This window comes from Neisseria macacae ATCC 33926 (genome assembly GCF_022749495.1).
Classification (GTDB): Bacteria; Pseudomonadota; Gammaproteobacteria; order Burkholderiales; family Neisseriaceae; genus Neisseria; species Neisseria macacae.
This window is the reverse complement of record NZ_CP094241.1, coordinates 761,002-787,113: the sequence shown is the minus strand read 5'-3', so window position 1 is coordinate 787,113 and position 26,112 is coordinate 761,002. Positions and strand designations below refer to the sequence as shown.

The window sequence follows — 26,112 nt, the reverse complement described above, 5'->3', positions numbered from 1 at the left end:
ATCTGTACTGTCTGCGGCTTCGTCGCCTTGTCCTAATTTAAATTTAATCCACTATATAAAACGAAAGGTCGTCTGAAAATTTTCAGACGACCTTCTTCAAATCCGCTTCTTTATTTCTTCTTCAAATAAACGCCGCTTTCGATATGGTGCGTAAACGGGAACTGGTCAAACAAGGCGGCGCGTTCGACAGTATGGGTTTGGCAGAGGGTGTCGAGGTTCGCGCGCAGGGTTTCGGGATTGCAGGAAATATAGATAATGTTGTCAAACTGCGAAATCAGCTTCAACGTTTCATCATCGACGCCGGCTCGGGGCGGATCGACAAAAATGGTGGAAAAACCGTAATCTTTCAGCGAGATACCCTGCTCTTGCAGGCGGCGGAATTCGCGGCTTTGCGTGTAGGCTTCGGTGAATTCTTCGGCGGAGAGGCGGGCGATTTTGATGTTGTCCCTTTGGTTCACTTCGATGTTCCACTGCGCGGCATAAACGGAAGTTTTGGACACTTCGGTCGCTAATACCTGACGGAAATGCTGCGAAAGCGGCAGGGTGAAATTGCCGTTGCCGCAGTAAAGTTCGAGCAGGTCGCCGCTCAGGTTTTGCGCGACATCGCACGCCCAGCCGAGCATTTTTTCGCACACGCGGGCGTTGGGCTGGGTAAAGCTGCCTTCGACTTGGCGGTAGCGGAAGGTTTTACCGTTTACGTTCAGCTCTTCGGTTATATAGTCTTGAGTCAAAACAATTTTCTGCCCCCTACTCCGACCGATGACATGAATGCCCAATTCACGCGCCAAGGTTTCGGCGGCACACTGCCACGCTTCGCCCAGTTTTTTGTGGTAAATCATGGTAACGAGCATCTCGCCGCTCAGTGCAGACAAAAATTCAACGGCGTACCAGCGGTTTTTGAGTTCGGGATTTTGCGCGGCGGCTTCGATGAGCTTGGGCATCAAGGCATTGATGGACTCGGAGGCGGCGGGAAATTGGTCGCAACGTATCAGGCTTGCGCCGCTTGCTTTCTGCCCGCGCTCGAACATGGCGTAAAACATTTCGCCGCCTTCGTGCCAAATGCGGAATTCGGCGCGCATCCGATAATGCTGTTCGGGGGATTCGAAAACTTGAATTTCAGGAAAATCCAAACCTTGAAAAAGCTGTTGCAAGTATTGGATTTTTTGGTCGAGCTGTTGCGTATAAGCGGTCATGTCAGATTAATCTAATAAAAACAATCAGCGCATTATAATATAGTTCAAAGAGCAGATTACGGCACTGCGCCAAAAACAGCAAACCCGCCGCCCCGAATACCCCATAAATGCCTTCTCAAGCAGTTTCAAAAAGTTTTGGAAGCCACTCGGGCAGCCGTTATTTTTTCCGATCTACAAGCAAAAAAGCATACCTAAATTTCAGCAAAATTTCCGGCCCGGCATTCCATCGATTTACCCATTCAATCTATATTGATTAAGTAAAAATAACATTATAGAATATTCACTCTTTTTAACATTTCATCTTGGGTACCCATCATGTCCGCCAAACGCTTCCTCATTGCCGCCTTCTTGTCCGCTTCCGCATTCGCCGGTGCCGATGTTCATATTGATGAAAACATCCCCTATCGCGATAAAGAAGAGATTGATAACCGCATCGTATCCGAGTGTTTAGAAGTCGGCAGCATCATGTCCGAATCCTTGCGGGAAAGCGCGGCAAAAAGCGGGGTGACCGTCGTGCGCGATGGTCTGAAACAAGACACTTACGCAGACATCGCCATCACTTCCGCCATGAGCGCAGGCAATGCCTTTGTGGGACACGCCAAGGGCATGGCTGTTTCTGTGACTTTGTATATTGACGGCAAGCAAGTCAAAAAAACCACATTCTCCCGCAATTCTATGGGCGGCATGTTTGGCGGTTTTAAAGGTTCTTGTTCCGTCCTGAACCGGACTGCCAAAGTTTTGGGTACGGATTTGGCCAAATGGATTATCCAAGAACAGAAAAACGCTCAGGCTAAATAAAGCGTTTAATCAAAAGATTGGTTTGCAAGCTCCGCTTCTGCCGTCAAAACCAGTGATAGCGGGGTATCGGTCACACGCTGTACCAATCTTCCTATTATGAGTCAGTGCGAATACAAACGCGCTCCTAAATATAGACAAAAAGGTCGTCTGAAAACATCCGCACCCATGCGAAACGTTTTCAGACGACCTGTTGCTTATCTTAACCGGGATAGAACCTTATTTCTTTTAACGCCCGAAGCCGATATAAGTTTCTCCGCTGCCTTGGTTGCGGCTGCGCCAAGTGTCTTTGGCACCGGTTTTCGAACCCAAGGGCGTATCTTGTTCGACCTGCCACAATACATCATTGCTGCCGCCGATAGGATGCGAACCGCGCATACCGACATAGCTGCCCATGTCGCTTACGCCGTTATTGGAAATTCTGTGGCTGCCGTATTGGGTGCTGGAAGCCTCCACTCCGGCTTTCAAATCGCCGTAAAAATGAACTTCCGCCGCAGCCAGCGCAGGCAGTGCGAGTAAAGACAAAATCAGAATTTTCTTCATTATGAAATGCTCCTTATGTGACATCCCTTCTGCACAAGCAGGCGGGAAGGGTTAGTGCAAGGCGAATTCTACCGTCCTAAAAGTTTGTGTTTGAATTAAGAAAGAAAATTCATGCAAAGGGTCGTCTGAAAAATGTCAAATCAGATTCAAACTTCCCATGCCAACCGTATACGTTTTGAACGGCAGATGCGCTTCAAACCGAAGCCGCGCCTCGCCATCCGGAGCTTTACCATCCTGCGCAAAATGAAAACGCGCCCATCAAAACCGCAGCTATTACAGACACACCGGCTTTCGCTATAATGAATACACCCTCCACTTGGCGCGAAAGGAATATTTATGAATCCCGAAAACACCCTGTGTCTGATTATCGACATCCAAGAACGCCTCCTCCCCGCTCTGCACGACAAAGACGATATGCTGCACCACAGCCGTATCCTGATACAGGGGCTTCACGCCTTAGGCGTCCCGTTTGCCGTGACCGAGCAATATCCGAAAGGCTTGGGCAAAACGGTTCCCGCCGTATCGCTGCTGCTGCCCGAAACCACGCCTTTTATCGAAAAAACCCGTTTCTCCGCCCTCTCCCCCGAAACGCACGCGATTTTGACGCAGGCAGCCGTCCAAAACATCATCTTAATCGGCACAGAAACCCATATCTGCATGCTGCAAACCGTATTGGATTTGCGCTTGGAAGGTTTCAATGTTTACGTCCCCTTTGAATGCACGACATCCCGCTCCCCTGCAAACAAAGAAAACGGGCTGGCGCAAATGCGCGAAGCCCGCGCCACCGTTTCCAATGTGGAAAGCATTTTGTTCCAATTGTTGGGCGACGCGCGCCACCCCACCTTCAAAACCGTTTCCAAACTGATTCAATAGCCTGTTAAGGTCGTCTGAATGCAATACACCATCACCGAAGCCGCCAAAACCGACTTGCCCGACATTGTCGAGATTTACAACAGCACCATAGCCGCCCGCCAATCCACTGCCGACCTGACGCCTGTCAGCATTGCCGAACGCGAACCATGGTTCGACGCGCACGGCGGCAAGCGGCCTCTGTATGTATTGAAAAATCACGAAGGTACGGTTTTGGCGTGGTGCAGCCTCAGCGACTACTACCCGCGTCATGCCTATCACATCAGTGCAGAAATCAGCCTCTATGTCCGCCATGACACGCGCGGTATCGGCGTGGGCAAAATCCTGCTGCAAAATGTGCTCGAACGCGCGCCGTCCTTGGGCATTAAAAACATATTGGCAGTCATCTTCGGACACAACTACCCCAGCCTGCACCTGTTTCACCAGTTCGGCTTTACGGAATGGGGGCGATTGCCCGCCGTATGCGACTTAGGAACGCAGCAAGCCGATGTGGTCATCTTAGGCAAAAAATTAGTCGATTGAATCCCCGACAGCCAAACCGCAAACCTTTCCAAACACTACCCGCCCCAAACCAAAATGACCGCTCCCCAAACCTGCCCCTGCTCTTCAGGACAAACCTACAACGACTGTTGCGCCCCATTCCACCGCCACGAAAGCCTGCCGCAAACCGCCGAACAGCTGATGCGTTCCAGATACAGCGCCTATGTTTTGCACGATATCGCCTATATCGTTGAAACGACTGTCCCTTCCCAGCAACACCTGCTCGATCAAGCCGATATGCTGACATGGAGTCAGACGACCCATTGGCTGGGTTTGGAAGTCATACAACACGCCAATGTCGGCAAACAACACGCCCAAGTCGAATTCAAAGCCTATTTTCAAGACGGTCAGGAAACAGCGTGCCATCATGAATTATCTGCCTTCGTCAAAATCGACAACCGCTGGTATTTCATCGACCCGACCACGCCCTTACCCGGCATGAAACAAGACTGCATTTGCGGTTCGCACAAAAAATTCAAAGCCTGCTGCGGCCGTTTTTTCAAATAACAAACCCTGCCCATCCGCAGACAAGTTTGAAACCATGCCCGCAGACAGGCTGCGTCTCCTGAAAACACCGGTTTCAAAAATGCCGCCAATCCTTCCCGCTTTCCCCACCTCAATCCGCCTGAAAAACAGCCCTTTCCGTTATAATTCCCTTTTTCCCGCCCCATTCCTCAACAGACGACATGAAAGCCGCCTTTTTCCTCCTCTACCTTATTCAGCTCCTGCCCTTCAAGGCCATACACAAAATCGCCGACGCAGTGGGCATCCTTGCCTATTACGCCGTCAAACCGCGCCGCAAAGTCGGCGAGACCAACCTTAGAAAATGCTTTCCCGAATGGAGCGAAGACAAACGCAAAGCCGTGCTCAAACGCCATTTTCAGCACATGGCGAAGCTGATGCTCGAATACGGCCTGTATTGGTACGCGCCTGCCGAAAGGCTGCGCAAACTCGTGCATTATCAAGACAAACACCATCTTGACGACGCGCTCGCGGCGGGCGAAAAAGTCATCCTGCTTTATCCGCATTTCACCGCATTTGAAATGGCGGTTTACACCCTCAATCAGGACGTGCCGCTGACCAGCATGTATTCGCACCAAAAAAACAAAGCGTTGGACGAACAAATCCTCAAAGGCCGCCACCGCTACAACAACGTCTTCCTCATCGGCCGCACCGAAGGCCTGCGCGCGATTATCAAGCAACTGCGCAAAAGCGATGCCCCCTTCCTTTACCTGCCCGACCAGGATTTCGGCCGCAACGACTCCATCTTCGTCAACTTCTTCGGCATCCCCACCGCCACGATTACAGGCTTAAGCCGCATCGCCGGTATGACGAAAGCCAAAGTCATTCCTGCCATCCCTACGCGCAATGCCGACAACACCGTTACGCTGCGTTTCTATCCGGCATGGGAAAACTTCCCTTCAGACGACGTTGTAGCCGACACCCAACGCATGAACGACTTTATCGAAGCGCGGGCAAGGGAAAATCCCGAGCAATATTTCTGGCTGCACAAACGCTTCAAAACCCGTCCCGAAGGCGAACAGGGATTTTATTGAATTACATACAGTTACAACAAAAAGCAAAGCCCGTCATATTCGGGCTTTTATCATTTCTATTAAATCGAAAATTAACAACGATAGTAACAAATCTTCAATTGAGAATTTTTCACATTAACTCTTTGGATAAACTGGATATTCAACCCCATTAAACGGGCAACAGAGGAAAAAACCGGCGTATTTCCCGTAAAACATAAATATGATGCAAAATTTTAATTAACATATTAAATTTAATTTAATTTAAAATCAAAGCGTTATAAAATAACATTTTTAAAAAATCAATTGCATCAGCCATCCATTAAAGAATATAATGCCAAATTTATAAAAATATAATTTTAATATTTATAAAAATTTAAAATTAATAGAATTATATTTTAGATTTTTATAAATATTGGAATATTATAAATATATATTTTACATAAAAAAATAATGTAAACCACTTGGCAAACCCAAATTTTTCGCGTAAATTTCGTTACATCAAATTACAGCCGTACCGGTAAGATTTGATACTCTGGTTTCCTACTGCAAGCTTCCAGCTTGCAAGTGGATGTTTCGAGACTCACTCCCTCGGAACAAAAGTTTACCCGCACGGAGTTGAGCCGTGCAGGTAAAGCCGCAGGCGAAAGCCTGTATTGTTTGTGAAGCGTAAATCTCTGATTTGAGGTATTGGGGCAATCCTGTGGGGGATTGCCTCCTTTTTTTGTTCATCCGCTTCATCACACCCACAAGGGTTTACGATGAACAAAACAGAAAATACCCATCAACCGCCCCACACCGCCTCAAACGCAAATATAGTGGATTAACTTTAAATCAGGACAAGGCGACGAAGCCGCAGACAGTACAGATAGTACGGAACCGATTCACTTGGTGCTTCAGCACCTTAGAGAATCGTTCTCTTTGAGCTAAGGCGAGGCAACGCCGTGCCGGTTTAAAGTTAAGCCACTATAACGGGCAAACAAAGTATCGTGTTATTGAAATCCGCCATACAAAAAGGTCGTCTGAAACATTTTTCAGACGACCTTTTGACAAACAGGGAACGCGGATTATGCGTTGCCTTCTTGTTGTTGCTGGTACATGGCTTCGAAGTTGATCGGAGCGAGCAGTACGGGCGGGAAGCCGGCGCGGGTTACGCTGGTGGAAATGGCTTCGCGAGCGTAAGGGAAGAGGATGTTCGGGCAGGCTACGCCTAAGAGCAGTTGAACGTCTTCTTCAGGGATGTTTTCCAAACGGAAGATGCCGCTTTGGGTCACTTCGTTGAGGAACATGGTACGCTCGGCGTTGAGTTTGGCGGTTACGGTAACGGTTACGTCAACGTTGTAGTAGCCGTCTTCCAGCTTCTCGCTGTTGGTGGAAACGCGCATATCGACTTCAGGCTCGCCTTGTTCCAAGAAGATTTGGGGGGCGTTTGGCACTTCCAAAGACAGGTCTTTGACGAACAGGCGCTCAATGCTGAATACGGGTTGCAATTCTTCGCTCATTTTGTTTTCCTAGTTGGGTTTAAAGTTACGGGTTTAATAAAGAATCCAGCCTGCCTTCGCGGTGCAGGCCGTACAAATCGGTAAAACCGCCGACGTGGGTATCGCCGATGAAAATTTGCGGTATGCTGCGCTGCCCGGAAAGCTGCTGCATTTCGGCAAAGGCTTCGGGGCTGCGGTCGACGCGGATTTCGTTGATTTCGGCGACGCCCAGCGAATGCAGCAGCTTTTTAGCCATGGTGCAGTAGGGGCAGAACGCGCCTGTGTACATCGTAACGGTTTGCATGATTGTTTTCAGAGTTCTAATGGGGTTCACTATATGGGCATATGGTTTATTTTACAATACTTGAAATCGGCTATTTTGCCTGAATCTTTGTTTTCAGGGCGTGAGGGCTGCCTGCCGCCCATGTGCCAAAACGCCGTTTTTAAAGTATGATAAACGGCAATCCGAACCGCTTTTGCCATTTATAGTGGATTAACAAAAATCAGGACAAGGCAACGAAGCCGCAGACAGTACAGATAGTACGGAACCGATTCACTTGGTGCTTCAGCACCTTAGAGAATCGTTCTCTTTGAGCTAAGGCGAGGCAACGCCGTACTGGTTTAAAGTTAATCCACTATATTTTCCACAAAACCGATGGCAAGCGGATGGTAGATTAAATTTGAGTCAGAACAGCAACACAATCAGCCGATTATTTTCAGGTTTGGGCAGCATCAGTCTGGTTCAAATTTAATCTACTATTTTTCTTATTAAAAATTAGGAACTAAAACCATGCTTTCAGGAATCCCCATCCCGAAGGACGCCGTCCGTCCGCCCGAAACCGTGCTCGTCAACATCACCCCGCAGGAAACGCGCGTGGCAGTGTTGGAAGAAAACAATATCTGCGAGCTGCACATCGAACGCAACAGCGGCCACAGTCTGGTCGGCAATATTTATCTGGGCGTGGTGCGCCGCGTGTTGCCAGGGATGCAGAGCGCGTTTATCGACATCGGTTTGGAACGCGCGGCGTTTCTGCACATCGTCGATGTCCTCGAACAACGCCGCAACCCCGACGAAACCCAGCGCATCGAGCATATGTTGTTTGAAGGGCAGTCGGTTTTGGTGCAGGTCATCAAAGACCCGATTAACACCAAAGGTGCGCGCCTTTCCACTCAAATTTCGTTAGCGGGGCGTTTCCTCGTCCACCTTCCGCAGGAAGACCACATCGGCATTTCCCAGCGCATCGAAGACGATGCCGAACGCAACAGCCTGCGCGAACGCCTGACTAATCTATTGCCCGAAGACGCGTGCCACGGCTACATCATCCGCACCAACGCCGAAAACGCCACCGACGAGCAGCTTCTGTCCGATATCCACTACCTGACCAAAGTGTGGGAACACATTCAAGAACAGGCGAAAACCCAGCCGCCGGAAACCCTGCTGTATCAGGATTTGCCCTTGAGCCTGCGCGTGTTGCGCGATATGTTCAGCCTCGACACGCAGAAAATCCTGGTTGACTCAACCGAAAACCACCGCCGTATGACCCGTTTCGCCGAGCAATACGTCCACGGCGCATTGGGCAAGATAGAGCTGTTCAAAGGCGAACGCCCGCTGTTTGAAACCCACAACGTCGAACAGGAAATCAGCCGCGCCCTGCAACCGCGCGTCAACCTCAACTTCGGCAGCTACCTGATTATCGAGTCCACCGAAGCCATGACCACGATAGACGTGAACACCGGCGGCTTCGTCGGCGCGCGCAACTTCGACGAAACCATCTTCCGCACCAACCTTGAAGCCTGCCACACCATCGCCCGCGAATTAAGGCTGCGCAACCTCGGCGGCATCATCATCATCGACTTCATCGACATGGCGCAGGAAGCGCATCGCGAAGCCGTGTTGCAAGAGCTTGCCAAAGCCCTCGCCTTCGACCGCACCCGCGTTACCCTCAACGGCTTCACCAGCTTGGGTTTGGTCGAGCTGACCCGCAAACGTTCGCGCGAAAACCTCAGCCAAATCCTCTGCGAACCCTGCCCGTCCTGTCAAGGCAGGGGTCGTCTGAAAACGCCGCAGACCATTTGCTACGAAATCCAGCGCGAAATCGTCCGCGAAGCCCGCCGTTACGATGTGCAGTCCTTCCGCATCCTCGCCGCGCCCAACGTCATCGACCTCTTCCTCGACGAAGAATCGCAATCGCTGGCGATGCTCATCGACTTTATCGGCAAACCGATTTCGCTGGCAGTCGAAACCGCTTACACGCAGGAACAATACGATATTGTGTTGCTGTAAAGACAAAAGGTCGTCTGAAAACAGAATCGGGTTTTCAGACGACCTTTTGGCAAGATTGGCAGACCATTCAAACGCAGTATTCCTTTAGAAGAAAATGTCCACCATACCCGGCAGAACCCACGCCGAAGGAAACCCAATCAAGTACGGAAAAGTAACAAAAGGGCGTCTGAAAACCAGCCGCTCCTTTCAGACGACCTCCCGCTAAACCCCTCCTAATTTTCCCCTGCTATCCTTCCCGCTGATTAAGGAGAACACCATGCGTGTATTGCTTGCAGAAGACGACCACATGATTGCCCAAGCCGTAGCCGCCAACCTCAAAGACAGCGGCTATGCCGTCGATTGGGTCAAAAACGGCAGCCAAGTTTCTACCGCCCTTCAGGCGCAGAACTACGACTTGCTGCTGCTCGACCTCGGACTGCCCGGCAAAGACGGGTTGGACGTCCTCACCCAAATCCGACACGAAGGCAGCAAAACCCCCGTCCTCATCGTAACCGCCCGCGACGACCTCCACAGCCGCCTCAACGGACTGGACGGCGGCGCCGACGACTACATCGTCAAACCCTTCGACATGGCGGAGCTGCAAGCCCGTATGCGCGCCGTCCTGCGCCGCCACAGCGGCCACAGCCAAACCCTGCTGACCAACGGCGCGCTTACCCTCAACCCCGCCACCTACCAAGTCGAAGTCAAAGGACAAGACAAACCCGTCCTCCTGAGCAACAAAGAATTTGCCGTCCTCCAAGCCCTGATGATGCGTCCCGGCATCATCCTCTCCCGCAGCGACCTTGAAGACAAAATCTACGGCTGGGGCGAAGAAGTCGAGAGCAACGCCGTCGATTTCCTCATCCACGCCCTACGCAAAAAGCTCGGCAAAGAACACATCCAAAACGTACGCGGCGTAGGCTGGCTGGTCGCCAAAGAGGTCGTCTGAAACCCCAATCCGCGCATCCATGCCCGCCCATGCCATAATCAATATAGTGGATTAACTTTAAATCAGGACAAGGCGACGAAGCCGCAGACAGTACAGATAGTACGGAACCGATTCACTTGGTGCTTCAGCACCTTAGAGAATCGTTCTCTTTGAGCTAAGGCGAGGCAACGCCGTACTGGTTTAAAGTTAATCCACTATAACAAAACCTAAAACAGCCTCACCAAACACACTATGCATCACTTTATCCAGACCCTCAAACAATCCCTGCAAGTCCGTATCAGCATCGCCCTGATACTGATGTTCCTGCCTTTGTCCATCATCGCAGGCGCATTCTCCTATTACCAAACCTACCATGAAGCCGAAGAGCTTCAGGACGACCTGTTGCGCCAAACCGCCGCCTATATCAACCCCAAAACCACCGACTACACACAAATAGGCAGCGAAAACCACATCCTCATCCAAACCTTCGGACAAGAAGACACCGTCCCTTTGTCCGACACACTCGGCGAAGGATTCCACACCATCAAAGGCAGCGTTGATGACGACGACGATGACGACGACGAATACCGCGCCTACATCCGCCAAACCCCGCAAGGCAAAATCGCCGTACTCCAAGAAACCGAATACCGCGACGACCTCGCAGCCACCGCCGCCTACCAAAGCGTCCTCCCGCTGCTCATCGCCCTGCCCCTCATGATCCTGCTGACCGTATGGATCACCTACCGCGCCATGCGCCCCGTCAAAACCCTTTCCGCCTCCCTCGGCAAACGCCGTTCAGACGACCTCTCGCCGCTGGACGGAGAAGGCGTGCCCAGTGAAATACAAGGCTTCGTTACCGCCATCAACCAACTGCTGCAACGCACAGGCGAAAACATCCGCCGCCAGCAACGCTTCATCGCCGATGCCGCCCACGAACTGCGCAGCCCACTGACCGCCCTCTCCCTTCAGGCAGAACGGCTCACCAAGCTGCCCCAATCGGACGAAGCCCGCGAACAGACCGGACTCATCCTCCAAAGCATACAGCGCAACCGCCACCTGCTCGAGCAGCTCCTGACCCACGCCCGCGCCCAAGGCTCCGAAACCCAACGCAACCTGACCGATATCAGCCTGCAAGCCCAGTTCCGCCGCGTGCTGCAAGAACTCATGCCCCTCGCCCTCGACAAACAGCAAGACATCGGCGTCGCCGTCGAAAACGACCTGCGCATCCGAGCCGACGACACCGAAATCTACACCCTCATCAAAACCTTCACCGACAACGCCATCCGCTACACCCCCGCAGGCGGCCGCATCGACATAGGTTTCAGCGAGACCCCGACCACCCTCGCCATCTGGGTGGAAGACGACGGCCCCGGCATCCCCGCCGCCGAACGCAGCCGCGTAACCGACGCCTTCTACCGCATACTCGGCACGGAACAACAAGGCACCGGACTCGGACTCTCCATCGCCGACGCCATCGCCAAACGCTACGGCGGCAAACTCATCCTCGCCGACAGCCGCAACTTCGCCCATGGCCTGCTGATACAGGCGCAATTGGATAAAAGGTTGCTCAAAGCAGACTAAGCACACAAAAGGTCGTCTGAAAACCGTTTTCAGACGACCTTTTTCTATGTTCCATCCCTCCATCCAAATATCCGCATCACACCCTCCTCTTCCTAAAACACAGGTTTCCCATCCCCGCCGGCCTTGCCCCAGCCATCAAACAACACGATGCCGACAGCAAAAATATCGCTAGCCCTTCTGAAAATCCGGTTTCCGCCACATTCGGTTAAAGAGCATCAATAAATGTAGGCCTCTGAAAATATGATTAATATTCTCGGAGTAACGTATATTGTTTGCAAATCATTATCAAAAAATATTAGAATATACACTCTTGATTTAACACAACTCCCCTTAATCACCCAACTAGAGGAAGAATATGAAATCCCCCCATTCCCCCGCCTTCCGTTTCAGCATCATGGTGCTGGCACTGTCTTCAGGTTTTGCCCATGCAGACAACGTCCGCCCCGAAGCGACTGCCGAACTGAAAGAAGTCGTCGTTACCGCCACCGCCGTACCAACCCGCGTTACCCGCAACCAGCTTGACCGCGAGACTTCGACCGATTTGAAACAGGTCATGAAAGACCAAATCGGTATGGATGTCGGCGGCGGCAACGGCGTGGCGCAGTTTTACAGCATCCGCGGCGTCGGCGAAGACAAGATTAATTTGGAAGTGGACGGCACCAGCCAATCCACCAAAATCTTCCACCACCAAAGCCGCTTCCAGCTTGATCCTGCTTTGGTGAAAAGCATCAACGTCGAAAAAGGCACGGGCGCGGCGAGCGCGGGTTTGGGCGCGGTCGGCGGCACCATCCGCGTAACGACGGTTGACGCGAAAGACCTGCTGACCGACGGCAAACCTTTCGGTTTCAAACTCGGCGCAGGCTTGAGCAGCAATAAAGGCTCAACCGGCAACGCGGCGGTTTACGGCTATCAAAACGGCTTCGATGCCCTGTTTGCAGGCAACTTCCTCAACAACCGCGACTACAAAGACGGCAACGGCAACGTCAACCGCGGCAGTCGTCTGAAACAGCACAGCTACCTCGCCAAAATCGGCTACGACTTCAACGACGACCACGGCATCCGCCTGACCTACCGTCAGGAATACCAAAAAGGCAACCGCACCGACAAAGCCGAGTTCCAAAACGTTGACAGCTACGTCGGCGTGGACGGCACTTACCAAAAAGAGCAATCCTACAATCTGGAATACCGCGGCCGCAATGTCGGCTTCCTCGACAAAATCGACGCCAACGTCTTCCAAATCAATACCGACGATACCAAACCGCCTAAAGGCGCGCCTTCCCCGAAAGCCCAAGCTTCCGGCACGGCTCAAGGCGGCGTTCCCATCGGTCAGCTTGAGTTGAGCAAAATCAAAGCGACCGGCGCGAATCTGAACCTCGCCAGCTCCTTCGGCGACGGACACATGGTGAAATACGGCGTCAACTACCGCCACGAAACCTCCGAGCCGTCCGACAAAGGCGCATGGCTGAAGATTCTCGGCCTGTATGACCGCGACAAAGAGAAAAAAGCCGAATACGGCGTGTACGCGGAAGGTATTTGGAACCTGCACCCCGTTACCCTGACCACCGGCCTGCGTTACGACCATTTCAAATACAACGCCGCCAGCAAACAAAGCGCGTCGCACGGTCAGCTCAACCCCAGCATCGGCGCGATTTGGGACATCAACGACAACTTCTCCCTCTTGGCAAACCTCAATCAGGCAAGCCGTGCGCCCCGCCTGAACGAAGCCCTGTTGGCTAACGAACGCGCAGGCGCCGCCGCCGATTTGGACAGCAACCTCAAAGCCGAAACCGCCCGCCGCGCCGAACTGGGCTTCAAATGGCGCAACGACAACTTCAACGTCAGCGGCAGCGTGTTCCACCAACGCATCAAAGACCTCATCGTCTATCGTTGGGCAAAAATCAACAACAACACCGCCTCCATTACCGAACGCGGTAAGATTTACAACGGCGGCACGCTCAAAACCTACGGCTACGAACTTGACGCATCCTACCGCTGGGGCGGTCTGACCGCGCGCGCCGGCGTGTCCTACGTCAAACCCCGCCTGAACGGCGAAATGTACTACGGCGAAAGCCCGATTCAAGCGGAAGACCACGAAAGCTCGTTCACCTTCTGGAACACCGGCCGCCAATGGCTGACCGGCCTGTCTTATCAGTTTGAAAACCCCAAACTCGAAATCGGCTGGCGCGGCCGCTACGCCCAAAGCGTGAAATATACCGATGTCGCCCGCGGACAAGGCACGATTCACGGCAAGAAATCAGGCTACGGCGTACACGACATCTACGCCAACTGGCAGCCGCTGAAAAAAGACAACCTGAACGTCAACTTCGCCGTCAACAACATCGGCAACAAACAATACCGTTCGCACAGCCAACGCTTCCCCGACGGCAACGGACGCACTCCCTTCTACGAACGCGGTCGCGAGTTCGCCTTGGGCGTGAATTACCGCTTCTGATAGAAACGTTGACCAAAGGTCGTCTGAAACCTGATTTTTGGGTTTCAGACGACCTTTTCGTTATGGAGAACGAGCAATGGACTGCGAACACGGCCCGAAATCCGTTAAAATACCGCATCCTTATTTTCAGACGACCTCAAACCATGCTGGTACTCGGAATCGAATCATCCTGCGATGAAACGGGCGTTGCGCTTTACGACACCGAACGCGGCCTGTTGGCGCACCATCTTCACACCCAAATGGCGATGCACGCCGAATACGGCGGCGTTGTCCCCGAACTTGCCAGCCGCGACCACATCCGCCGCGTCGTGCCGCTGACGCAGGGCTGTTTGCAGGAAGCGGGCGTTTCCTATGACGATATCGATGCCGTCGCCTACACCCAAGGGCCGGGTTTGGGCGGCGCGCTTCTGGCGGGTTCGGGCTATGCCAATGCCTTGGCGTTTGCCTTGAACAAACCCGTCATTCCCGTCCACCATCTCGAAGGCCATTTGCTCTCCCCACTTTTGGCAGACGACAAACCCGAATTTCCGTTCGTCGCCCTGCTGGTTTCGGGCGGACATACGCAGTTTATGGCGGTGCGCGGCATCGGCGATTACACGCTGATGGGCGAAAGCGTCGACGATGCGGCGGGCGAGGCGTTCGACAAAACCGCCAAACTCTTAGGGCTGCCCTACCCCGGCGGCGCAAAGCTGTCCGAACTCGCAAAGCAGGGCAACCCCGATGCCTTCTCGTTCCCGCGCCCCATGCTCCATTCGCACGATTTACAGATGAGCTTCTCCGGTTTGAAAACCGCCGTGCTGACCGCCGTCGAAAAAGTCCGCGCCGAAAACGACGGCGAAATCCCCGAGCAAACGCGCAACGACATCTGCCGCGCGTTTCAAGACGCGGTGATTGACGTTCTCGCCGCCAAAGCTAAAAAAGCCTTGTTGGATACCGGTTTCAGAACTTTGGTCGTCGCGGGCGGCGTCGGTGCAAACTGGAAGCTGCGCGACGAATTTTCCCGCCTGAGCGTCAAAAAGCCGTCTGAAAAAGGCAAACCCAAACCTAAGGAAGAAAAAATCAAAGTCTGCTTCCCGCCCATGGAATACTGCACCGACAACGGCGCGATGATTGCCTTCGCCGGCGCGATGAGGTTGCAGGAGCGGCAGCCCGTAGGCGCGTTCAACGTCAAACCGCGCTGGCCGCTGTCGGATATTGTGAAATAGTGTGTAACAAAGACAAAAGGTCGTCTGAAACTTGGATTTGGGTTTTCAGACGACCTTTTTGCATGGTTTTAAGTAGAACGATCAACAGCAGATTCAACCGTTCCAATAATACCGGACAATGTGGAAGAACACGGGAGCGGCGAAGCAGATGGAATCCACGCGGTCGAGCATACCGCCGTGGCCGCGTATCATGTTGCCCCAGTCTTTGACGCCGTAGTCGCGTTTGATGGCAGACATCACCAGCCCGCCGAAGAAACCCATCAGGCAGATGACGAAACCGATAGCGGCGGCCTGGCCGTGGCTAAACGGCGTCATCGGCGACAGCAGCGCGGCGAGTACGGTGGCGGACAAAATGCCGCCGACCGTGCCGGATATGGTTTTGGACGGAGAAAGCGAAGGCATGATTTTAGCACCGCCGACCAGTTTGCCCCAAACGTATTGCAACACGTCTGAAGCCTGCACCACGAAAATCAGAAACATCAGCAGCAGGATATTGCCGCTGCTGTCAAAGTCATCCAAGTTCAGGAACATCAGGGCGGGAACGTGTGAAAGGCAGAAGATGCAGATCATCGACATCCACTGCGTTTTGGCGGCGCGTTCGAGGAAATGGGCGGTTTGACCGCTCAGGCTGGCGATAATCGGCAACACCAGAAAGCCGTAAACGGGGATGAAAATGCTGAACATGCCATACCAACCGTCATAGACGAAATAATATTGCACCGGCAGCAGCAGGTAGAAACACACTACCATGCTGTAATAATCGCTGCGGCGGCGATAGACGAGGGTCATAAATTCGCGCAAGGCGGCAAACGAAATCAGGAAAAACAGCGCCACCGTCCCCGTTTTGCCGAACCAAAATGCGACCAGCAGCACCAGCGTCATCAGCCACCAAGCGTAGATGCGGGCATTGAGATTGGAGATGGTGGCATTGTCTGCGCCGTTTTTGCGTTTCAGCCATTGCCCGACGACACTGGCGAAAATCAATATGGCAAATACGCCGGTAAAGATATAGCCTGCCTGCGGGGTCAGATGGGCGGCGGTTTGTTCGGTAATGATTTGGCTGGACGTGTTAACAAAGCTCACGATGCAGCTCCTTTGTTTTGTTGAGACTCGTTGCACTCGTTTTGGCGAAACCCACTTCGTTCATTTTGGCGAAACTCGTTGCACTCGTTTTCAGACGACCTCAACGCCAGCAAAGCTTCGCGGGTGCGTGTCAGGAAAGTGTCTTTGTCTTCATCTTCGTGCAGGGTCAGCGGTTCGCCGATGTGGACTTCGCACAACAACGGCACGGGCAGCACTTTGCCTTTGGGCAGGACGCGGTTGATGTTGTCTATCCATATCGGCACAAACTCAGTATCCGGCTTGCTTTTCGCCAGATGGTAAATACCTGATTTGAAGGGGAGTAGGATTTCGTTTTCGTCCGTATTGCGTGTGCCTTCGGGGAAGATAATCAGCGAATCGCCCGCTTGGAGCGCGTGGTTCATCTGTTCGGTAATCGACTGCGGATTGTCGCTGTGGCGCGGAATCAAGAGCGCGTTGAAGACGTTTTGGATGATGAAACGCTTGAGTTTGTTGGTCAGCCAGTAATCCGAGCCGGCAACGGGACGCGTCGAAAGCCGCCAGCGGCGCGGCAGGGAAATCCACACCAGCAAAAAATCGCCGTGGCTGCCGTGATTGGCGTAATACACTTTCTGCTGCGGATTGAACGCCAGCTCGCGCGGGCTTTTGGGCCGGACGCCGGTGAGGAAGGATACCGACAGGCACAATGCTTGGTCGGTCAGCCATGCGAGTTGTTTTTTAAGAAAATTTTTCATGACATCAGAGGATTTGGATAAGGAAAACTGCCGCTTGCGCAGCAGTCAGGTAAAGGCTTTTACGCCACAAGGCAAGCGCGCCCGCCACACGCTGCGGCATGGAGGGGTCGTCTGAAACACGGCGCAAGCCGGTTTGCCGCAGGGTTTGGTCGAAGGCTTCAGGCGTATAGCGGCCGTCGGCAAAATCTTGGAACACGCGGCGGTCGAATTCGATGCGGATGTGGTAATACAACAGCACCGCCGCCAAGATAAGCTGTACCGCCGACCACGCACTGCCACGTTGCGCGGACAAAACGAATAGCAAGGCATTGAACACGGCGGTATAGCGGGCGGTGGCAAGTAGGCGGGCGGTAATCAGGCTGTCAGTGGAATTGTCCATTCACATTCCTTTTTAGTATGGAAACCGTCTTTCGGGGCATATCATGTCCAAGGGTCGTCTGAATTTGTTATCGGGATGGCACAGGCTTACCTAAAAACAAATTCTTTTCTGCAATCAAAATATAAATGGCTACTGCCGACAAAATGGCCGTCTGAATAACCTTGCTGACAGGGTGGGTGGCGAAAATCTCGTTACCCAGATTGGCGCACAGGTGGAATATCGTCGCCACGGCGATGCTGCGCCCGCTTTTGGCGTACAACCAGTTCATCAATAGGACGAAGACAAACATGCTGACCACGAAATTAACCGTGTAGAGTGCGCCTTCGGAAACGATTTGGCTGTGATAATAGCCTTTGATGAAGGCAAGCGGCATGTGCCAAAACGCCCAATACACGGCAAATAGCAAGGATGCGACAAACAGGCTTCTGCGTGCCGTGAGCGCGTCGGTGCCATAGCTGTGCCACGCCAATTCTTCGGCAACAGGCGAAATGAGGAGCATGAACCATGGCGACAGCAAGGCGGACGTAAATGACGGATGTCCCGAAATGTGAAACTGCGCCCAACTGTGTCCGAAAGCGATGGAAATGAGTTGCGCCAGCACCAAGGTAACCGGACCGAGCAGTGCGGCAGCGAGCAGGTATCGCTTGGGAAAACCTGTCAGGCGGAACAGGCGGTGTTTCGCGTCCGTCCATAATTTGGGCTGTTTGTACAACATGAATGCCGCCACGAGCATGGGTGCGAACAGCCCGGCCAGCCCTAACGTGGCCTGAGCCCACTGGTACTCAACAGCATCAGGACGGTGGCTGATGTAGGCGGCAGCAAACCATAATGTCCACGGAATCAGCAGGGATAAAGTGTAAAACGTAACGGGGCGGTAGCTTTTAGTCATAAGATTCCCTCCTTACTTTGGGTGCGGTACATATGAGTCGTCGTATCCTGAATTTACTTTAAACTAGGACTGCATTGCCTTGCACAAGCTCAATAGAGAATGATTTGCTCAGCTTGGGTTTTTCATCTACTTATATCTTAGCTATCTCGATTAGCTTCGCAAAAACTTGCTTCGTTCATTTTAGCTTCGCAGAAACTCGCTTCGCTCGTTTTGGCGAAACTCACTGCGTTCATTTTCAGACGACCTGCCGCCGCTTCTACCGCCTTTGCCGTTTCCAGCGGCAGCACCATCTGTGAGCGAGCCTGTTTCAATTCTGCTGTTGCCTGTGCCAAATCCCGACAGCCGCCGTAAACCAGCAGCCAAGTAAGCACCACCGCCGCGCTGCGTCCGTAGCCCAGCGCGCAACAGGTCAGAACTTTTCCGTGTTGCCGGCGCAATGCTTCCAGCAACAAAGCCGCCTGCACCAAATCGTTTTCAGACGGCACCACCATGTCCAATAACGGCAGAACGCGGTATGCGCCGCGATAGCGAGGGCAGGAATATTCGGCGCATACGTCCAATACGGCTGGGAGGTCGTCTGAAATCTCTGATACGCTGCCAATCAACACATCATCACGAACCCGCGCCGTCTTCGCCTTGCCGCGCAGCCAATAAGCCATGTTCAGCCGCACGCCCGCCAGATAAGGCAGCAGCAAAATCGTTGCCGCCGCCGACAGCCTGCCGTCTGCCTGTTTTTGGAATACCGCCGCGTTGTCGGTCAGATAGGCAAAAGCGACTATCGATAACGACACGCTGATCCACAACATCCACAACCACGCGCCGCCGAACAAGGACAGCAGTGCCGACAATACCGCGCCCGCCTGATACAGCATGGCGATTTTGATTTCGCGGGAACGTGTTTCGGGGGGAGTTTTGGCTTCACAGAAACTTGCTTCGCTCGTTTTAGCTTCGCAGAAACTCGCTTCGCTCGTTTTCAGGCGGCCTTGAGTATCAAAAGGCCGTCTGAAAGGCGATACGCCGTGTTGGGGTATTGCCCACAACACCAGCCAGCCCAGCAGCGCGCCGGTCGGCACGTCGATAAAATGGTGTTGGTAAGTCGTCAGTACCGACAAAGCAATCAGGCTTTGCCACAGAAAAATCGGCAAACGGATTTTGGGAAACCGCGTCCAATAAAACGCGCCGACAATGATAGACAGCGCGATATGCAGCGACGGCGATTGGTTGTACGGCAAATCAAATGCGACCAATGAATCAAACATCACGCCCCACAGCCCGTCGGTAGGCGGCTTCGGCCAGCCGAAATGCAGCGGGAACAACATAAAGCAAGTAGTGGCGACGATTTGCGCTGATACCAGCCGTGCGACATAGCGGTTTTGTTCACGCGCATTTCGGCAAAGGAAAAACGCCGCTGCATACATCAGATTCAGCGACCAATAAGGCAAAATCGTCCATTCCCAAAACGGAATGTTGCGCTCCCACGCAAAAGCGACTTCCGGCACATAGGCCAGCGATGCCGCGTAATGGTTGGACAAACTGTAGCTGGCATAAAAAAGTATGCCGACCAAAGCAAGTTTGAGTAGAGAAGTTTTCAGCGTAGGTTTCATGTTTTATCTAGTGCATTCCACTTCATCGCCATAATGGTCGGAATTCAGGCAGGATAAAACGTTTTCTTTTGGATGGTAGCGAAATTCCTGCCACGGGCCATCGGACGAAACGGCGCGCCAGTGATGTTGTGAAGACTGGTATTGCTTCAACGTCCCGTTTGCACCTTTGACACAAAAATTCTGCGCCCTACCCGCTGCCAACATACCGTGCCGTTTATCGGTTGGTGTGGTAAATAAGGGAATAAGTTTAGACACATCGGCATTTCGGGCAAACTTCATTTTGACATGGCCGTATCCTTCACCGGATTCGATGATTAAGGCGGACAAGGGCTGTCCAAAAGCAACAGAATTTTTCAATTCAATAGTTAATGCTTCACCATCCGACTCTGTCTGCCTGCTCCGGCTGCGGGCAACGGAGGCGCGGTATTGGGCAGGCAGTTTACCGATATCGGACTTTCCATAAGGCAAGGCATCGAAATCAACAGCACAGCCTTTCTTCATAGACTGCAACAACGGCGTCCAGTCAGCCGCAGCGGCATAACAGGCGGATGAAAATGCGGAAAGAATTAGTAATGTAAGTAATTTTTTCATTATGAAACTTCACCTTATTAAAATTTGTACAAGCGTAATAACTTTTCCCGAAAATTTCTTTGTATAGCTTTGCATATGGGCATATTGTATATTTCTTCGGAACGGATAAAATATGTCCTGCTTTCAAAACAAAGCAAGGATGGCGCCGGATAGTCCACGCCACACATCACTCTTTTTTACTTTATGGAGTAATACCAGATGAAACTCTTATCTGCCGCTGTTGTAGCCGTTCTGACCGCCGGTGTTTCCATGACTGCCGCCGCCGCTCCTGCAGGCTATGTTCCTTACAAATGCGACAACGGTAAAAAACTGAATGTCGTTTATGAATTCGACCGTAAAGGCAATGCAGTAGGCGCTTCTGCAAATGCAGCCGGCAAACAAATCAGCCTGCGCGTTGACAAACGCCGCTCTGACAGCACCGGCACTACCTTCACCAACAAACGCGGCTTCTCTATGTCTGCCGGTTACATCGACCGCAACACCCACACCACTTCCGAAGTCGTGGGCGTCAGCGATGCACAAAACCGCTTCATCGTGAAAAACTGCGAACCTGTCAACATCGATCGTTAATTTAAAGCAACGATTTAAGTTTCTTCGAGGTCGTCTGAAAACCGAAACAAGGTTTCAGACGACCTTTCGTTTTATCTGTTTCCAGACAAATTTTGAAACTGTTGCATATCTGCACAACTTCCGTTCCTCGCACGTATAGTGGATTAACTTTAAACCAGGACGGCGTCACCTCGCCTTAGCTCAAAGAGAACGATTCTCTAAGGTGCTGAAGCACCAAGTGAATCGGTTCCGTACTATCTGTACTGTCTGCGGCTTCGTCGCCTTGTCCTGATTTAAATTTAATCCACTACTATATCAACCTAAAAATGTTTCGCTACACGAGAAACGGCGGTAATTCATCGACTCCTCTTTTTATTTCTTCACAGCCAGACTTACGGTAAAGATGCCGTCTTCGTCTATCCACTGATGGATTTTTTCAAAACCGGCTTTTTCTACAAGTTGATCCATTTCCTGCTGGCTGCGGCGGCGCATCACCCAGTTCGGGCTGCCTGCTTTGTGGCTGGTCAGCGCGCGCGCAATCATTTCGAGCTGCGGATGCCACGGCTGGCCGGTGTAAATCAGGTAGCCGCCTGTTTCAATCGCATCGCCGAAGCCGTAGAGCGATTTTAAAATCAAATCATTGTCGGCAAACAATTCGTGTAGTCCGGAAACGATGCCCAGCGTAGGACGGGGCTGCAAATCCTGATAATTGGCGCGGTCGTAGGCATTGACTTCGTCGAAGGTAACCGTGTCTTGCAGGCCGCGTTCGGCAATCAGCTTGCGGCCGGCTTCAACATTAATCGGACTGTAATCGCGCAGGCACACGGAATCGGGCAGCGTGTCGGCAGTCAGCGCGTCAAGCACATAGCGGCCGTGCCCCGAGGCAATATCGAGAACGTGTACGGGTTTGCCCGCTTCGCGCAGCTTGGCAGAGGCCGTCTGAATCGCTTTGCCGATATTGATTTTGCGTTGGCGGATGCCGCGCCAGCCGATGGCGTTGAGATAGTGTTTGTCCACCGCCACACCAAAGGCGTTGCTGCCCTGCGGCTGGTTGCGGTACACATAATCCAGCGTGCTGCCAGAGTCGTAGCCGGTTTCCTTGCCGATTTTCAAACCTTCGCTCCAGCGCGCGCCAAGGTCGAGGGAAGCGCGGTAAACCGCCCAAAATGCACCGCGCGGCGAATAAATAGACAAAGGCGTAGCCAGCTCGTCAGCTTCACGACGGCTTTCGCCGTGCAAGTGGGCTTGGGTCAAATCGACTTGATATAAAGGCTGATTGAAACGTTCGCGGATAAAGCGGCGCATTTCGACAAAGGCGATTTCGCGATTTTGTTCGCCCAATGTGTCGTGATAGAAACCGGGCAAGATATGGCGTTCTTTGATGCGGCTGCCCAAACGGTTGTAGAAATCGTGTTGCGGTTTGTGATGAACAACCCAGTCGCTGCCGGAAATCAAAAGCTGCACGGGCGTGGTAATCGCCTGCGCATCGGCGACGACGCGCTCGGCAGCTTCGTACAAACCGAGCAGGATGCGCACGGAAATGGCGCGGGCGATGAGCGGATCGTTGTCGTAGCTGTCTTGGCGTTCTTTATTGTGGGTCAGGTAGTGGGCTTTGACGTAGCTGTTGACAAAGAAATTGCCGCGCCATTTCTGCATGATTTTCAAGCCGGTGCGGGCAAAAGGAACGTAGAGTTTGACTTTGAATGCGGGCGATGCCAATACGGCGCAGCGGATTTTCGGCGCGTAGTCGTGCAGCCAAGTGGAAACCAATACCGCGCCGACGCTTTGCGCGATCACGCAGATGTTTTCAGGCTTGATGCCGTATTCGCTTTGGATGTGGCGGATGAAGTCGTCCACGTCGGCAACGGAAGTACCGATACTGGGGCTGTCGCCGCGTTCGCCGGGGCTGTGGCCGTGGCCGCGCGCGTCCCATGCGAAATAGGCAAAATCGTCGAAACCGAGTTCGTCGGCAACAAACATCATCCGGCCGGAATGTTCGTGGCCGCGGTGGAACAGCACGATGGCTTTATCGGCCGAACCGTCGGCAGCGGGTCGGTAGCGGTAGAAAAGCGAAGTGCCGTCTTGGGTAGAAAAGTATTTTTGTTGCTCGGACATGAAAAACTCCTGATAGTCATATTTTTGAACGGTATCATGACACGCTGAATTTATGCAATCGTTATCTGATAAACGGATAAAGGAAATGACGGAAAGAAGCAACAAAAGGTCGTCTGAAACGTTTCAGACGACCTTTACTACGTTTAACGAAGTGCTAAATGACTGCTAATTTTGCCGTGTTTAAATACACCCATCAAAACCCCAATGACACATTTCGAAAGGAAGTCGAACATGAAAAAATTATTATTGACCGCCATCGTCGCTTTGTCCGCTGCTGTCGCAGGTGCCAACGATTACATCGAACACCAAATTTACAGCGACAAAAATTTTGAACAAAACCGTACCAAAGCCATCAGAATGCTTGAGCAACGCGGTTACCGCGTTCACGACATCGACGCCGACGACTATCGCGGCAGACCTGTATTGGACGTAGAAGCCTACAAAGGCGGACGCGAATACGACATCAAATTGTCTTACCCCGAATTGAGAATCATCAAAGAGCGTATCGACTACTGATAAACGATGCGTTACAGCTGCCGCAAACTGCCCGTTTGGCGGCAGTTTTTGTTGAAGGGGAACTTGGATTGCCGACTTCATCATTACAAACATGATTATCCCAAGAAGTGTAATGTTTTTATCGATAATGTATGACGTTGTGTAAATTCCCCGAATCAGAGGAACTAAAAAACGCTTTTTCCTTTCCATTTAAATTGATTCACTCAAACGGAGGATAAACATGGATTTCCACGATAAAAATAAAAAAGGGCAAGAGCCGCAAAGTACGGTTTCTGACTGGGAGAAACCTTTCGAACGACCCGATCCCGATGCGCCGCAGCCTGTTTCCGAAGTTTGGGAAGACTCAGAAGAAGCGTTTGATAAAGCTAAAGAAACCTTAAAAACTGAAGAAGCTGTAAACATTGAAGAAGCCGTGAAAGCTGAAGAAACTTTAAAAGTTGAAGAAGCTGCGGAATCTGAAACGGCAGACCATCAACAAGACAGCAATGCCGAAGAGGCCGTGACGGATAACATCATCCTTGAAGGCATTGAGACGTCGTCTGAAAAGCCCAAAAAGAAAAAGAAAGACAAAAAAGACAAGGCGAAGAAGAAAAAACAAGCCGCCGATGTGCCGCCTTCCGATCTTTTGGGTACGAACAAAGGCGTGGAAACCATGTTCCGCAACGCCGTGCGTTCGGAGATGGAGCTGCTCGCGCTGGCGGCGACCAAGGCGAACATTATGATTTCGCTCAACGGTTTTATCGTGTCTGCGCTGATGATTTCGGGCGCATTTATTTTTTCATCGTCACCCGAATTTCTGATTCCGGCGAGTACGTTTATGATTACCGCCGCCGCGTCCATCGTGTTCGCGCTGCTGTCCGCTTCGCCCGAACGTATCGGCAAAATGCAGGCGGCGCGCGCTTGGGTCAAGGATTTCTTCCGCGGGCGCGCCAAACTGCGTGATTTGAGAACCCGCCTCAGCAGCACCCAAACGCGCTTTTTCAGCGGCAGCCAGCCCAATATCCTGATTTACGAAGACCGTGTGAAGGTGCAAAAAGACCAATATTGGGAAATGATGCAGGAGATTATGGGCGACCGCAAACAAGTCTATCAAAAGATGAGTGATCATCTTTACTGGCTGGGCCTGCTGGCGGACAAACAGTTCAAATACATCAACTTGTCTTATGCCGTATTCCGTTGGGGGCTTTTGGCTTCGCTGGCGGCGTTTATCGGCGTGAAGACGCTGCCTTCGCTGCTGACCCAACCTGCCAACAATGCGGCAGAGCTGCGCTCTTTGGGTATTAATATGTTCAACGGCGTGTACGAGCCATCTGCCGTGCAACAGCTTCCCGACGGCAAACTGCTGATTGCCGAAGACGAACCGAACCACGCGTTCAGCATCGTCAGCATCGATCCATCAGGCAGATTTATCGAAGACGAGGCCTTGGATACGCGCGTGATTACCGGCTTCAAACGCCGCCTGAGCGACTTGGAAGCATTGGCGCGCGACGATGAAGGCTTTATCTACGCGCTCACTTCCCACTCGCGCACCCGCAAAGGCAACCGCTCGCCCGACCGCGAACACCTGATGCGCTTTAAAATCCAAGACGGCAATGTGTTGGGGCTGACCAGCTACGACAATCTGACGCAGGTTTTGGAAACCGATCACAAATTACACGACCTCATCCGCGAACGCACCAAAGCCGAAGTTTCCTTTGAAGAAATCAATATCGAAGGCATGGCGTTCGACCCTGTGAAGAAACGCCTCGTCTTAGGCTTCCGCGATCCCGAATTCAACAATATGGCGCTGGTGGCATTCATCAGCAACCCGAAAGACGTATTCGAGCGCAACGCCAAACCTGAGTTTGACGAAGTCGCCATCCTCGACATTGACGGCGGCGGTATCCGTTCTATCAACTACGACCCTGTGTTGAAAAACTACGTCATCGCCAACGAAGTGAAGGATGAAAACGGGCAGAAATTCTCGCAACTGTGGACTTGGAGCGGCAACCCGACCGACGAGCCGCAAAAAATCTCCCTGCCCAATCTGCAACACATCACCAACGTCGAAGCCGTCGATTCGATTACGGTCAACGGCAAGCCGCAGATGATTCTGATGGGAGACGAAGGCAACGCCTCGCAGAAAATTACTGCCAAATATATGTTGGTGGATTACAGCCAGCTTGGTAAACAGTAGTTTTAAAGCTGATCAAAGGTCGTCTGAAACGGAGGTTTAAGGTTTCAGACGACCTTTTTACCGACGAATGACTGCTCCATCCAAACCGATACGGCA

General features: G+C 52.2%; 24 protein-coding genes. 13 read left to right on the top strand and 11 right to left on the bottom strand.

What is annotated here, in order from left to right:
- Positions 1-110: 110 nt before the first annotated feature.
- Positions 111-1,193, bottom strand: coding sequence for a tRNA (uridine(54)-C5)-methyltransferase TrmA (gene trmA / locus MON40_RS03765; RefSeq protein WP_003777235.1), 1,083 nt, complete (start codon positions 1,191-1,193; stop codon positions 111-113).
- 315 nt (positions 1,194-1,508) lie between these two features.
- On the opposite strand from trmA, the gene MON40_RS03760 reads away from it, so the two are divergent.
- Complete coding sequence (locus MON40_RS03760) at positions 1,509-1,991, top strand: hypothetical protein (RefSeq protein WP_003777232.1); 483 nt, start codon at positions 1,509-1,511, stop codon at positions 1,989-1,991.
- A gap of 225 nt (positions 1,992-2,216) precedes the next feature.
- On the opposite strand, the gene MON40_RS03755 is transcribed toward MON40_RS03760, so the two are convergent.
- Positions 2,217-2,531, bottom strand: coding sequence for a porin (locus MON40_RS03755; RefSeq protein WP_039862817.1), 315 nt, complete (start codon positions 2,529-2,531; stop codon positions 2,217-2,219).
- Positions 2,532-2,867: 336 nt separating this feature from the next.
- Between MON40_RS03755 and MON40_RS03750 the strand changes: the two genes are divergently transcribed.
- The 4 genes from MON40_RS03750 (at position 2,868) to MON40_RS03735 (ending at position 5,497) form a co-directional block, all read left to right on the top strand.
- Positions 2,868-3,404, top strand: coding sequence for an isochorismatase family protein (locus MON40_RS03750; RefSeq protein ID WP_003777228.1), 537 nt, complete (start codon positions 2,868-2,870; stop codon positions 3,402-3,404).
- 18 nt (positions 3,405-3,422) lie between these two features.
- The gene (locus tag MON40_RS03745) at positions 3,423-3,923 is read left to right on the top strand and encodes a GNAT family N-acetyltransferase (protein WP_003777226.1); all 501 of its coding nucleotides are present in this window, start codon (positions 3,423-3,425) and stop codon (positions 3,921-3,923) included.
- A 54-nt stretch (positions 3,924-3,977) separates the two neighbouring features.
- A complete protein-coding gene (locus tag MON40_RS03740; RefSeq protein ID WP_003777224.1) occupies positions 3,978-4,448 on the top strand; it encodes a YchJ family protein in 471 nt (156 codons plus the stop codon).
- A gap of 179 nt (positions 4,449-4,627) precedes the next feature.
- Entirely contained in the window at positions 4,628-5,497 is an 870-nt protein-coding gene (locus MON40_RS03735; protein ID WP_070513329.1) for a lipid A biosynthesis lauroyl acyltransferase, read from the top strand.
- A gap of 1,043 nt (positions 5,498-6,540) precedes the next feature.
- On the opposite strand, the gene secB is transcribed toward MON40_RS03735, so the two are convergent.
- Both secB and grxC read right to left on the bottom strand, forming a co-directional pair.
- Entirely contained in the window at positions 6,541-6,975 is a 435-nt protein-coding gene (secB, locus tag MON40_RS03730; RefSeq protein ID WP_003755109.1) for a protein-export chaperone SecB, read from the bottom strand.
- A 25-nt stretch (positions 6,976-7,000) separates the two neighbouring features.
- Positions 7,001-7,258 (bottom strand): glutaredoxin 3, encoded by a 258-nt coding sequence (gene grxC, locus MON40_RS03725; RefSeq protein WP_003741129.1) that lies wholly within the window; start codon positions 7,256-7,258, stop codon positions 7,001-7,003.
- A 486-nt stretch (positions 7,259-7,744) separates the two neighbouring features.
- Between grxC and rng the strand changes: the two genes are divergently transcribed.
- The 5 genes from rng (at position 7,745) to tsaD (ending at position 15,383) form a co-directional block, all read left to right on the top strand.
- Complete coding sequence (gene rng / locus MON40_RS03720; RefSeq protein ID WP_003777217.1) at positions 7,745-9,238, top strand: ribonuclease G; 1,494 nt, start codon at positions 7,745-7,747, stop codon at positions 9,236-9,238.
- A 256-nt stretch (positions 9,239-9,494) separates the two neighbouring features.
- Positions 9,495-10,166 (top strand): response regulator, encoded by a 672-nt coding sequence (locus MON40_RS03715; RefSeq protein WP_003763089.1) that lies wholly within the window; start codon positions 9,495-9,497, stop codon positions 10,164-10,166.
- A gap of 231 nt (positions 10,167-10,397) precedes the next feature.
- Positions 10,398-11,726, top strand: coding sequence for an ATP-binding protein (locus tag MON40_RS03710; RefSeq protein WP_003777215.1), 1,329 nt, complete (start codon positions 10,398-10,400; stop codon positions 11,724-11,726).
- Positions 11,727-12,081: 355 nt separating this feature from the next.
- Positions 12,082-14,178, top strand: a complete 2,097-nt coding sequence (locus MON40_RS03705) for a TonB-dependent receptor plug domain-containing protein (protein WP_003777213.1) — start codon at positions 12,082-12,084, stop codon at positions 14,176-14,178.
- Between the two features lie 143 nt (positions 14,179-14,321).
- The gene (gene tsaD, locus MON40_RS03700) at positions 14,322-15,383 is read left to right on the top strand and encodes a tRNA (adenosine(37)-N6)-threonylcarbamoyltransferase complex transferase subunit TsaD (protein ID WP_039862814.1); all 1,062 of its coding nucleotides are present in this window, start codon (positions 14,322-14,324) and stop codon (positions 15,381-15,383) included.
- 93 nt (positions 15,384-15,476) lie between these two features.
- Here tsaD and MON40_RS03695 read toward each other — a convergent pair whose 3' ends face one another.
- The 6 genes from MON40_RS03695 to MON40_RS03670 form a co-directional block, all read right to left on the bottom strand.
- Positions 15,477-16,466 (bottom strand): phosphatidate cytidylyltransferase, encoded by a 990-nt coding sequence (locus tag MON40_RS03695; protein WP_003777209.1) that lies wholly within the window; start codon positions 16,464-16,466, stop codon positions 15,477-15,479.
- The gene (locus tag MON40_RS03690) at positions 16,463-17,197 is read right to left on the bottom strand and encodes a lysophospholipid acyltransferase family protein (protein ID WP_003777205.1); all 735 of its coding nucleotides are present in this window, start codon (positions 17,195-17,197) and stop codon (positions 16,463-16,465) included. Before MON40_RS03690 ends, MON40_RS03695 begins: the two co-directional genes overlap by 4 nt.
- Before the next feature lie 4 nt (positions 17,198-17,201).
- The gene (locus MON40_RS03685; RefSeq protein WP_003777203.1) at positions 17,202-17,576 is read right to left on the bottom strand and encodes a hypothetical protein; all 375 of its coding nucleotides are present in this window, start codon (positions 17,574-17,576) and stop codon (positions 17,202-17,204) included.
- 67 nt (positions 17,577-17,643) lie between these two features.
- A complete protein-coding gene (locus MON40_RS03680; RefSeq protein WP_003777200.1) occupies positions 17,644-18,465 on the bottom strand; it encodes a CPBP family intramembrane glutamic endopeptidase in 822 nt (273 codons plus the stop codon).
- 137 nt (positions 18,466-18,602) lie between these two features.
- Entirely contained in the window at positions 18,603-20,069 is a 1,467-nt protein-coding gene (locus MON40_RS03675) for a phosphatase PAP2/dual specificity phosphatase family protein (protein ID WP_003777198.1), read from the bottom strand.
- 3 nt (positions 20,070-20,072) lie between these two features.
- Positions 20,073-20,660: a hypothetical protein gene (locus MON40_RS03670; protein WP_003777196.1), complete on the bottom strand. Its 588-nt coding sequence runs from the start codon at positions 20,658-20,660 to the stop codon at positions 20,073-20,075.
- A gap of 198 nt (positions 20,661-20,858) precedes the next feature.
- On the opposite strand from MON40_RS03670, the gene MON40_RS03665 reads away from it, so the two are divergent.
- Positions 20,859-21,230, top strand: a complete 372-nt coding sequence (locus MON40_RS03665) for an ACP-like domain-containing protein (RefSeq protein WP_003755076.1) — start codon at positions 20,859-20,861, stop codon at positions 21,228-21,230.
- Between the two features lie 351 nt (positions 21,231-21,581).
- Here the strand turns inward: MON40_RS03665 and MON40_RS03660 are convergent, their stop codons facing one another.
- Positions 21,582-23,324, bottom strand: coding sequence for a bifunctional alpha/beta hydrolase/class I SAM-dependent methyltransferase (locus MON40_RS03660; RefSeq protein ID WP_003777195.1), 1,743 nt, complete (start codon positions 23,322-23,324; stop codon positions 21,582-21,584).
- Between the two features lie 231 nt (positions 23,325-23,555).
- On the opposite strand from MON40_RS03660, the gene MON40_RS03655 reads away from it, so the two are divergent.
- Together MON40_RS03655 and MON40_RS03650 are read left to right on the top strand one after the other, a co-directional pair.
- A complete protein-coding gene (locus MON40_RS03655; RefSeq protein WP_003777194.1) occupies positions 23,556-23,840 on the top strand; it encodes a PepSY domain-containing protein in 285 nt (94 codons plus the stop codon).
- A 220-nt stretch (positions 23,841-24,060) separates the two neighbouring features.
- On the top strand, positions 24,061-26,016 hold the full coding sequence (locus tag MON40_RS03650) for a Pycsar system effector family protein (RefSeq protein ID WP_003777190.1): 1,956 nt from the start codon (positions 24,061-24,063) through the stop codon (positions 26,014-26,016).
- Positions 26,017-26,112: the final 96 nt, after the last annotated feature.